This is a genomic window from Anaerotignum sp. (assembly GCF_017483025.1).
Classification (GTDB): Bacteria; Bacillota; Clostridia; order Lachnospirales; family Anaerotignaceae; genus Anaerotignum_A.
Genome location: NZ_JAFUMA010000068.1, coordinates 1 through 11,710 on the forward strand (window position 1 = coordinate 1; position 11,710 = coordinate 11,710).

Annotated in this window: 7 protein-coding genes; all 7 read right to left on the reverse strand. The window is 45.5% G+C overall.

The features are described 5' to 3' along the window. Positions 1-228: 228 nt before the first annotated feature. Positions 229-1,020 carry an electron transfer flavoprotein subunit beta/FixA family protein gene (locus IJ369_RS06260; RefSeq protein WP_290717303.1) on the reverse strand — a complete coding sequence of 264 codons (792 nt, stop codon included), beginning with the start codon at positions 1,018-1,020 and terminating at the stop codon, positions 229-231. Between the two features lie 65 nt (positions 1,021-1,085). After that, positions 1,086-2,231, reverse strand: coding sequence for an acyl-CoA dehydrogenase family protein (locus IJ369_RS06265; RefSeq protein WP_290717305.1), 1,146 nt, complete (start codon positions 2,229-2,231; stop codon positions 1,086-1,088). A 725-nt stretch (positions 2,232-2,956) separates the two neighbouring features. Beyond that, a complete protein-coding gene (gene tuf, locus IJ369_RS06270) occupies positions 2,957-4,150 on the reverse strand; it encodes an elongation factor Tu (protein WP_290717307.1) in 1,194 nt (397 codons plus the stop codon). Positions 4,151-4,333: 183 nt separating this feature from the next. Then, complete coding sequence (fusA, locus tag IJ369_RS06275) at positions 4,334-6,418, reverse strand: elongation factor G (RefSeq protein WP_290717309.1); 2,085 nt, start codon at positions 6,416-6,418, stop codon at positions 4,334-4,336. Between the two features lie 99 nt (positions 6,419-6,517). After that, positions 6,518-6,988, reverse strand: a complete 471-nt coding sequence (rpsG, locus tag IJ369_RS06280; RefSeq protein WP_290717311.1) for a 30S ribosomal protein S7 — start codon at positions 6,986-6,988, stop codon at positions 6,518-6,520. Positions 6,989-7,175: 187 nt separating this feature from the next. Beyond that, positions 7,176-7,598, reverse strand: a complete 423-nt coding sequence (gene rpsL / locus IJ369_RS06285; protein WP_290717313.1) for a 30S ribosomal protein S12 — start codon at positions 7,596-7,598, stop codon at positions 7,176-7,178. A gap of 318 nt (positions 7,599-7,916) precedes the next feature. Then, complete coding sequence (gene rpoC / locus IJ369_RS06290; protein WP_290717315.1) at positions 7,917-11,573, reverse strand: DNA-directed RNA polymerase subunit beta'; 3,657 nt, start codon at positions 11,571-11,573, stop codon at positions 7,917-7,919. Between the last annotated feature and the right edge of the window lie 137 nt (positions 11,574-11,710).

Below are 11,710 nucleotides of genomic sequence, written 5' to 3' on the forward strand. Positions count from 1 at the left end.
ATAGTGGAAGATTTTTGCAACTTCGCCTTCGATATTGTGACCCAGCAGCACTGCTACTACGTCATCTTTCAGATCTTCTTTCAGTCTTGTAGCTTCACCAACAAGTTCCAGACCTACGTTCTGAACCTTGCCGTATCTCTGTTCCATTACTACGAAAATACCTTTACTCATTGTAGGGTTTCCTCCTTATATTTCTAAATTTAGTATACGATTCTTCGTCTAATCAGATTAGATGATGAATTTAGCTTCCAGTTTGTCCATGATAGCTTTAACAGCTTCGTCTGCAGACAGACCTTCCAGAATTGTACCAGCGCCTTTAACTTCTTTAGTGAAGGACTGATATACGTTTGTAGGGGAACCCTTCAGACCGATCATATCCAGTTCCAGATCATCTTTCAGATCTTCGAAGCCCAGGATTTTGATTTCTTTTTCGTAAGCTTCAACGATACCTCTTACGGACATGTATCTGGGTGTAGCCAGTTCAGCGATTGCTATCAGCAGGCAAGGTGTTTTGATTTTGATGATGTGGTAACCATCTTCGTACTGTCTCTTAACAACTACGTGATCTTCAGCTGCTTCGATTACTTCTTCTACATAAGAAACCTGAGGCAGGTGCAGTTTTTCAGCGATCTGGGGACCAACCTGAGCTGTGTCACCGTCGATAGCCTGACGACCTGTGATGATCATGTCATAGCCAACGTTTTTCAGAGCTGCTGCCAGGATACCGGATGTAGCATATGTATCGGAACCACCGAATTCTCTACCGGAAACCAGAACTGCTTCGTCACAACCCATAGCCAGAGCTTCTCTCAGTGCAACGTCTGCCTGAGGGGGGCCCATGGAAACTACTGTTACTGTGCCGCCCAACTGTTCTTTCAGCTGCAGAGCTGCTTCGATACCTGTTTTGTCATCGTGGTTGATGATAGAGGGAACACCGTCACGGATCAGTGTGCCTGTCTTAGGATCGATTTTAACTTCTACTGTATCGGGTACCTGTTTAATACATACAACGATTTTCATTATTGTTGTTCTCCTTCCAAATTTTTATTCTAAGCTTTCAGTCAATCAAGTCTTACTCTTTAAGATCAAACTTTCATAGAGCCGGAGATGATCATTCTCATAGCTTCGTTTGTACCTTCGTAGATTTCTGTGATCTTAGCGTCACGCATAGCTCTTTCTACGGGGTATTCACGGCAGTAACCGTAACCACCAAACAGCTGTACAGCCATTCTTGTAACTTCGTTAGCTACTTCAGAACCGAACATTTTGCACATTGCAGCCAGAGGAGCGTAGTTGCCGTGGTTGTCTTTTTCTACAGCAGCTCTCCATACCATCAGTCTAGCAGCGTCTGTTTTTGTCTGCATTTCAGCCAGTTTGAACTGTGTGTTCTGGTATTTGCCGATGGGTTTGCCGCCCTGTTTTCTTTCTTTAACATATTTCAGTGTTTCGTTGATAGCGCCCTGAGCGATACCTACGGACTGAGCACCGATACCGATACGACCGCCACCCAGTGCTGTCATAGCGATTTTGTAGCCCTGGCCTTCTTTGCCCAGCAGGTTTTCAGCGGGAACTTTAACGTTGTCATAGATTACTTCACAGTTGGAAGCAGCTCTGATACCCATACGTTCGATGTTTTCACCAACGGACAGACCTTCGGAGTTTCTGTCAACGATGAATGCGGACATACCTTTGGGACCTTTGGATTTGTCTGTCAGAGCGAATACGATGAATGTATCAGCGAAGCCAGAGTTTGTTGTGAAGATCTTTGTACCATTCAGTACATAGTATGTACCATCTTCGGATTTAGCAGCTTCTGTTTTAACACCAGCAGCGTCTGTACCAGCGCCGGGTTCTGTCAGACCGAAGCAGCCGATTTTGGAACCATCAACCAGGGGTCTCAGCCATTTCTGTTTCTGTTCTTCTGTACCGAACTCATTGATGCAAGGGCAGCAAAGAGATGTGTGTACGGACAGTGTGATACCTGTGGAAGCATCTACTTTGGACATTTCTTCCATGCACAGTGTGTATGTCAGAACGTCTGCACCCTGGCCGCCGTATTCTCTGCTGTAAGGAATACCAAAAGCACCGATTTTCTGCAGTTTCTGAAGCAGTTCTGCGCTGTATTCTTCTGCTTCGTCCATGTCTTTAGCGATTGGTTTAATTTCTGTTTCAGCAAATTTTCTGAACAACTCTTGCTGAAGCATCTGAGTTTTTGTTAATTTGAAATCCATTCTAATATTCCTCCTATTTTTTAAAAATTTCGAAACATCCGCGATGAGGCCACATCGGGGTGTTTCATTAAAAAACAACCTACTTCCTTACGACGCTGCCGTATGGACGCAGTTTATCAGCTTCTCATTTTCTCACTCGCGCATGTCAATAAGAAGCCATAATGCCTCCACAATGAATATACCATTTTTGTTTAAAATTTGTCAACATCTTTGTCGATAAATATTACATAAAAAACGGCTGCGTTTGTTGGTAATACCGACATATTTTCCACTGTCGGCGAATGGAAAAAAACCTACAAAAAAACAGTCACAAAAATCCCCTCCGGTTCGCTACTCCTTCGGGAAATTTTTCACACGATCCGCCCCCTGTCCTTTTTTCTGCAGGATCGACCCTCATTTCGTATGTAAATCGCTCCTCGTAAAAAAAGCACACAACCCGCTTTTCGTGTGTGTTTCTCCGCTTTTTTGTCTGTCTTTACTTTACACTATTGTCTTTTCTCTGTCAATATATTTCGCATAGGAACTATTTTTCACACCTCTTTCTTGTCAGACAATATACCGTCATATTATACAGAGAAAATCCTTGTTTCTTCCGATTTTCCTATCTCTTTTCTATAAATTTCCCCATATATTTTATTTGTTAGTTGTAACTAACCTCTGACCAAAAGAAAAGGGAATTCCTTTCGGAATTCCCTTTGATGAGTCACATATTAGGCTATCAAAAATTATTCGATAATAGCTACTACGGAGCCAGCGCCTACTGTTCTACCACCTTCACGGATAGCAAATCTCAGACCCTGGTTCATAGCTACGGGTGTGATCAGTTCGATTGTCATTTCAACGTTGTCGCCAGGCATGCACATTTCTGTACCTTCGGGCAGGTTGATAACGCCTGTTACGTCTGTTGTTCTGAAGTAGAACTGAGGTCTGTAGTTGTTGAAGAAAGGTGTATGACGGCCGCCTTCTTCTTTGGACAGAACGTAAACCTGAGCTGTGAATTTTGTATGAGGTGTGATGGAACCGGGTTTAGCCAGGATCTGACCTCTTTCGATTTCGTTTCTCTGAACGCCTCTCAGCAGAACACCGATGTTGTCACCAGCTTCAGCCTGATCCAGCAGTTTACGGAACATTTCTACGCCTGTTACAACTACTTTTCTGATTTCATCTGTCAGACCAACGATTTCAACTTCGTCCTGTACTTTAACTACGCCGGATTCTACTCTACCTGTAGCTACTGTACCACGGCCTGTGATGGAGAATACGTCTTCGACGGGCATCAGGAAAGGTTTGTCTGTTGCACGTTCGGGTGTAGGAATGTAGTTTTCGATTTCTTCGAACAGTTCCAGAATCTTGTCGCCCCATGCGCCAGAAGGATCCTGCAGAGCCTGGAAAGCGGAACCTCTGATGATGGGCAGATCATCGCCGGGGAATTCATATTCGTTCAGCAGTTCTCTGATTTCCATTTCAACCAGATCCAGCAGTTCTTCGTCGTCTACCATGTCACATTTGTTCATGAATACTACGATGTAAGGAACGCCTACCTGTTTGGACAGCAGGATGTGTTCTCTTGTCTGAGCCATAGGGCCGTCTGTTGCAGCTACTACCAGGATAGCACCGTCCATCTGAGCAGCACCTGTGATCATGTTTTTAACATAGTCAGCGTGGCCAGGGCAGTCAACGTGAGCGTAGTGTCTGTTGGGTGTTTCATATTCAACGTGAGCTGTGGAGATTGTGATACCACGTTCTCTTTCTTCGGGAGCTTTGTCGATGTTTTCGAAAGCTACAGCTTCACCGATCTGGTATCTTTCATGCAGTGTCTTTGTGATCGCTGCTGTCAGAGTTGTTTTACCATGGTCAACGTGACCGATAGTACCGATATTCATATGAGGTTTGGTTCTTTCAAATTTTGCCTTTGCCATTTTAAAATATCCTCCTTGTTAAATTGTGGAATCTTAATTTGTGAGTTTTGATACACCTTTTAAACATAGTGCACCCATCAACTCTAATTATATTAGACTTCTCGTCTTTTTGCAATACCAAAAAACGTTTAAACACAGTATTTTTGGTATTTTCCTTCCGTTATCGTAAACCGAAAGGTAGAATTATTTTCTACCTTCCAGTACTTTTTCCTGAACGGATTTAGGGCAGGGTTCGTAGTGGTCAACTTCCATTACGTAGTTACCACGGCCCTGTGTTTTGGAACGCAGGTCTGTGGAGTAACCGAACATTTCTGCCAGAGGAACGAAGGAGTGAATTACCTGTGCGTTGCTTCTAGCTTCCATACCTTCGATACGGCCACGTCTGGAGTTGATGTCACCGATAACGTCGCCCATGTAATCTTCGGGTACTGTTACTGTTACTTTCATGATGGGTTCAAGCAGTACTGCGTCACCTTTTCTCATAGCTTCTTTGAAAGCCATGGAACCAGCGATCTGGTAAGCGGATTCGGAGGAGTCAACGTCATGGTAGGAACCATCGTAAACTTCAGCCTTAACGCCCAGTACGGGATAGCCGCCCAGGATACCGCTCTGCATTGCCTGCTGGATACCTTTATCGATAGCGGGGATATATTCTTTAGGAATAGAACCACCAACTGTCGCATTTACGAATTCGTAGTTGTGATCCGCATCTGTAGGGATGGGATAGAAACGTACTTTACAGTGACCATACTGACCACGACCACCGGACTGACGTACGAATTTACCTTCAACGTCAACTTCCTTACGGAATGTTTCTTTGTAAGCTACCTGAGGAGCACCAACGTTAGCTTCTACTTTGAATTCTCTCAGCAGACGGTCAACGATGATTTCCAGATGCAGTTCACCCATACCGGAGATGATTGTGTCACCTGTTTCCTGATCTGTGTATGTTTTGAAAGTGGGATCTTCTTCTGCCAGTTTTGCCAGAGCGATACCCATTTTGTCACGACCAGCTTTTGTCTTAGGTTCGATCGCTACGGAGATTACGGGTTCGGGGAATACCATGGATTCCAGGATAACTTCGTGATCTTCGTTACAGATTGTGTCACCTGTTGTAGAGATCTTGAAACCTACTGCAGCAGCGATGTCACCGGAGTAAACCTTGTCGATTTCTTCTCTGTGGTTCGCATGCATCTGCAGGATACGGCCAACACGTTCTTTTTTGCCACCCTTTGTGGAGTTGTAAACGTATGTGCCGGAGTCCAGTGTACCGGAGTACACACGGAAGAATGCCAGTTTACCTACGAAGGGGTCATTCATTACTTTGAATACCAGAGCGGAGAAAGGTTCTTCGTCGGAAGCATGTCTTTCTGTTTCTTCGCCTGTCGCAGGGTCAACACCTTTGATCGCGGGGATATCTGTAGGTGCGGGCATATATTCAACAACGCCGTCCAGCAGTTTCTGAACGCCTTTGTTTCTGTAAGCGGAACCACACATTACGGGCATCAGTTCGCAAGCGATACATGCCTTACGCAGAGCTGTTTTCAGTTCTGCTTCTGTGATTTCTTCTTCAGCGAAGAATTTTTCCATCAGTTCTTCGTCTGTTTCGCAGATTGTTTCAACCATGATTGCTCTGTATTCTTCAGCCTGGTCTACGTATTCTGCGGGGATTTCTTCTTCGTCTACTTCTGTACCTGTTGCGTTTTCATAGAAGTAAGCTTTCATCTTCATCAGGTCGATGATGCCTTTGAAATCGCTTTCAGCACCGATAGGCAGAGTAACTGCTACGGGATGGCAGCCCAGTCTGTCTACGATAGATTTCATAGAACCGAAGAAGTCAGCACCCATGATGTCCATTTTGTTAACGAAGATCATACGGGGTACGTTGTAGTTATCAGCCTGTCTCCAAACTGTTTCTGTCTGAGGTTCAACACCGCCCTTTGCGTCCAGTACGCAAACAGCGCCGTCCAGTACACGCAGGGAACGTTCTACTTCAACTGTGAAGTCAACGTGGCCAGGTGTATCGATGATGTTGATTCTGTTGTCTAACCAATGACATGTTGTCGCAGCGGATGTGATTGTGATACCTCTTTCCTGTTCCTGCTCCATCCAGTCCATTGTTGCTGTACCTTCGTGAGTATCGCCGATTTTGTAGTTACGGCCTGTGTAGAACAGAATACGTTCTGTCAGAGTTGTCTTACCAGCATCGATGTGCGCCATGATACCAATGTTTCTGGTTCTTTCCAGAGGGTATTCTCTGTTTGCCACTGTGGAATCCTCCTTTTTGTAGTCATAATCAGGTTTATGGAAAGACTACTAAACAGCCTTTCCATATTGCCTGGTTTCCATTCGTTTGTTAGATATTTCTTACCATTTGAAGTGGGAGAAAGCTTTGTTTGCTTCTGCCATTTTGTGCATTTCGTCTTTTCTCTTGCCAGCGCCGCCGGCGTTGTTCAGAGCGTCCAGGATTTCGCCTGCCAGACGATCTACCATTGTTTTTTCGCCACGTTTTCTGGAATACAGTGTGATCCATCTCAGGCCCAGTGTCTGTCTTCTTTCGGGTCTGATTTCCATGGGTACCTGGTAAGTTGCGCCACCTACACGGCGAGCTTTAACTTCCAGTACAGGCATTACATTACCCAGAGCTTCTTCGAAAGCTTCCAGCGCGTCTTTACCTGTTTTTTCTGCTACTTTTTCAAATGCACCGTAAACGATCTTTTCCGCTACACCCTTTTTACCGTCCAGCATGATGCTGTTGATCAGTTTTGTCACCAGCTTGCTGTTGTAAATGGGATCGGCCAAGACCTCTCTTTTTGCTACATGTCCTTTTCTAGGCACGATTCTTCCCTCCTAATTGAATAAATAACTATTCTCGGTACTTCACGGCCCTTAATGTCCGTGTTTTCATGCCTTATCTCCGCCAACGTATATCTCGTCTAAGCAATCGCAGATTGTATTGATCTGTATAAGGCATTTCTACTAATTAGATTTGTCTTTTTAAAAAAATTGTTCCTGTTTCTAAGAATTACTTCTTGGAAGCTTTGGGGCGTTTTGCGCCGTATTTGGAACGAGCCTGCATTCTGTTTGCAACGCCAGCTGTATCCAGAGTACCTCTTACGATGTGGTAACGTACACCAGGAAGGTCTTTTACTCTACCGCCTCTGATCAGAACAACAGAGTGTTCCTGCAGGTTGTGGCCTTCACCGGGGATATAAGCTGTAACTTCGATACCGTTGGACAGACGAACTCTGGCGATTTTTCTCAGAGCAGAGTTAGGCTTCTTAGGTGTGGAAGTTTTTACCGCTGTACAAACGCCTCTTTTCTGAGGAGAGGATACGTCTGTAGCTTTTTTCTGCAGGGAGTTCAGACCTTTCTGCAGAGCGGGTGCTGTAGATTTTTTCTCAACAGTCTTTCTGCCTTTTCTTACTAACTGGTTAAATGTAGGCATTAACTGCACCTCCTTATAAAAATAATACATCTGCAATTTGCAATAATTCTTATCCTGTTCCCGCCTCATGGACTCGCTTAGAAAAGACCCTGAAGCCGGACACTAGGAAATTTTATCATCGGCAATTCTAAAAGTCAAGGACTTTTCTTTGATTTTACAGCTTTTTTCATAACTTTTTTCCTTTGTCTTTCCATGAAAAACACAAGTCCCGAAACGAAAGAAATCACCCTTTTTACCAATAAATTCTATTTTCAAGAATTCTTTCTCTACTAATAAATAGAAGCGTGTCAGAATGACACGCTTCTACAAATCATCTTATTAGATTAATTCGTCTTCATCAATATATACAGTTTCTTCCACAGGGGCTTCTGCTGCTTCTTCCTGGCCTTCGGGGATGATTTCGATATTTCTGTATCTGGTCATACCTGTACCGGCAGGGATCAGCTTACCGATGATAACGTTTTCTTTCAGGCCAATCAGTGGATCGATTTTGCCTTTGATCGCTGCTTCTGTCAGGACACGAGTTGTTTCCTGGAAGGAAGCTGCGGACAGGAAGGAGTCTGTTGCCAGGGATGCTTTTGTGATACCCAGCAGAACTCTTGTGCCCTTCGCAGGTTCTTTGCCTTCTGCTTCCAGAGCAGCATTTGTATTTTCGAATGTCAGCCAGTCAACCAAAGAGCCGGGCAGGAAATCTGTATCGCCGTTTTCTTCGATCTTCACGCGTTTCAGCATCTGACGAACGATAACTTCGATATGTTTGTCACTGATTTCTACACCCTGCAGGCGGTAAACTCTCTGTACTTCCTGGATCATGTAGTCCTGAACGCCTCTCAGGCCTTTGATCTTCAGGATATCGTGAGGGTTCACGCTACCTTCTGTGATTTCGTCACCGGCTTCGATCACGTCGCCATCATAAACCTTGATTCTGGAGCCGTAAGGGATCAGATAATCCTTTGTTTCGCCTGTTTCAGGGTTTGTAATGATCACTTCACGTTTTTTCTTTGTATCATTCAGAGTCACGCGGCCGCCAAATTCAGCGATGATCGCCAGACCCTTGGGTTTTCTTGCTTCAAACAGTTCTTCGACACGAGGAAGACCCTGTGTGATATCGTTACCAGCGATACCGCCTGTGTGGAATGTACGCATTGTCAGCTGTGTACCGGGTTCACCGATGGACTGCGCTGCGATGATACCTACAGATTCACCGATACGTACATATCTGCCGGATGCCATGTTTGCACCGTAACATTTTGCACAGATACCAACTTCGCTGCGGCATGTCAGTACAGTTCTGATCCATACTTTCTTCACGCCTGCTTTTTCTACTGCTTCTGCCTGATCTACTGTGATCATTGTGTCAGCAGGAACGATGATCTCGCCTGTTTCGGGGTGGATGATGTCGTAAGCAGACCATCTGCCGCGGATACGATCCTGCAGGCCTTCGATCACTTCGTTGCCATCCATGAATGCAGCGATTTCCATGCAAGGTGTTTCGATATTTCTGCCATCGCAGCAATCCCATTCTCTTACGATGATATCCTGGGATACGTCTACCAGACGACGTGTCAGGTAACCGGAGTCGGCTGTCTTCAGTGCTGTATCGGTCAGACCTTTACGAGCACCGTGGGCGGAAATGAAGTATTCCAGTACGGACAGACCTTCACGGAAGTTCGCTTTGATGGGCAGTTCGATGATACCGCCGTTAGGGGATGCCATCAGACCACGCATACCAGCCAGCTGTTTGATCTGTCTGTTGGAACCACGGGCACCGGAGTTTGCCATCATATAGATGTTGTTATATTTACCCAGACCAGCCAGCAGAGCTGCTGTGATCTTATCATCGGCGATGTTCCATGCTTCGATAACCTTCTGGTGACGTTCTTCGTCTGTCATCAGACCACGTCTGAATTTTCTTGTGATCATGTCTACTTTTTCTTCTGCTTCTGCCAGATATTCCGCTTTTTCCTTAGGGATTTCCATATCGGATACGGATACTGTCATGGCAGCTCTTGTGGAGAATTTGTAGCCCAGAGATTTGATCTTATCCAGAACAGCCGCTGTTTCTGTTGCGCCGCAACGGTTGATGCATTTGTTGATGATCTTACCGATCGCCTTCTTGTCAACCAGGAAGCCGATTTCGTAATCAAATTTTGTATCTTCGTTTGTTCTGTCAACATAGCCCAGGTTCTGAGGGATCGCTTCATTGAAGATGATGCGGCCAACAGTTGTCTGAACCATCTTTGTTTCCATCACGCCGTCAAATTCCAGAGTTCTTCTTACCTTGATTACTTCCTGCAGATAAACTTCATGGTTGTCATAAGCCAGCATTGCTTCTTTTTCATCTTTGAATGCTTTGATGATGATATCGCCGGCTTTTCTGATCACATTGCCTTCTGCATCCAGAACATCTGCTTCGTATTTCTGGTTCAGGTCTTCTCTTTCCAGTGTCAGGTAGTACATACCCAGAATCATATCCTGAGAGGGTACTGTTACGGGCGCACCGTCGGAAGGTTTCAGCAGGTTGTTGGGAGACAGCAGCAGGAATCTGCATTCTGCCTGTGCTTCTACGCTCAGAGGTACGTGAACCGCCATCTGGTCACCGTCGAAGTCGGCGTTGAAGGCTGTACATACCAGAGGATGCAGCTTGATGGCACGGCCTTCAACCAGTACAGGTTCGAATGCCTGGATACCCAGTCTGTGCAGTGTCGGCGCACGGTTCAGCATAACGGGATGTTCTCTGATGACTTCTTCCAGAATATCCCATACTTCTGTCTGCAGTCTTTCTACCATTCTCTTAGCGGATTTGATGTTGTGTGCCAAGCCATCTTCCACCAGTTTCTTCATTACGAAGGGTTTGAACAGTTCGATCGCCATTTCTTTGGGCAGACCGCACTGGTAAATTTTCAGTTCGGGACCTACTACGATTACGGAACGGCCAGAGTAGTCAACACGTTTCCCCAGCAGGTTCTGTCTGAAACGGCCCTGTTTGCCCTTCAGCATATCAGACAGGGACTTCAGAGGTCTGGAACCAGGACCGGTTACGGCTCTGCCGCGCCGGCCGTTATCAATCAGGGAGTCTACTGCTTCCTGCAGCATTCTCTTTTCGTTTCTTACGATAATATCAGGAGCACCCAGTTCCAGCAGACGGTTCAGTCTGTTGTTTCTGTTGATTACTCTTCTGTATAAGTCATTCAGGTCGGAGGTGGCGAAACGGCCGCCGTCCAGCTGTACCATAGGTCTTAAGTCTGGCGGAATAACCGGAATCACGTCCATTACCATCCATTCCGGACGGTTGCCGGACATTCTCAGTGCTTCGATAACTTCCAGTCTTCTTACAATTCTTACCTTCTTCTGGCCGGTTGCATCTTTCAGCTTTTCTCTCAGGTCATTGGACAGTTCTTCCAGGTCAATCTGAGCCAGCAGTTCCTTTACGGTTTCTGCACCCATACCAGCCTTGAAGCGGCTGCCGTATGCTTCCTTGTACTGGCGGTATTCCACTTCCGTCAGAATCTGCTTGTAACCCAGATCCGTGTCACCAGGGTCCGTTACAATATACGCAGCAAAATACAGCACCTTTTCCAGGTTTCTCGGTGTTACATCCAGGCACAGGCCCATTCTGGAAGGGATGCCTTTAAAGTACCAGATATGAGAAACTGGAGCTGCCAGCTGGATGTGGCCCATTCTTTCTCTTCTTACCTTGGCCTTGGTTACTTCTACGCCGCAGCGGTCGCAGACAATCCCCTTATAGCGGATTCTCTTATATTTACCGCAGTGGCATTCCCAGTCCTTGGTCGGTCCAAAAATCTTTTCGCAGTACAGACCATCTCTTTCCGGTTTCAGAGTTCTGTAGTTGATGGTTTCCGGCTTGGTTACTTCACCGTAGGACCATTCCAGAATTTTGTCCGGAGAAGCCAGGTTGATCTGTATTGACTCGAAATTATTTAATTCATAATCATTGTTTACGTTATTATTCAAGAGTCCTTCCCCTTTCTATACTACTCTCTGAAATCATCTTCAAAGCCGAATTCATCCGGTTCTACATCAAACACCTCAGGCTGTGCATCGCTGTCAAAGCTTGCATCCACGAAGCCGGCTTCAGACAGCTGTTCTTC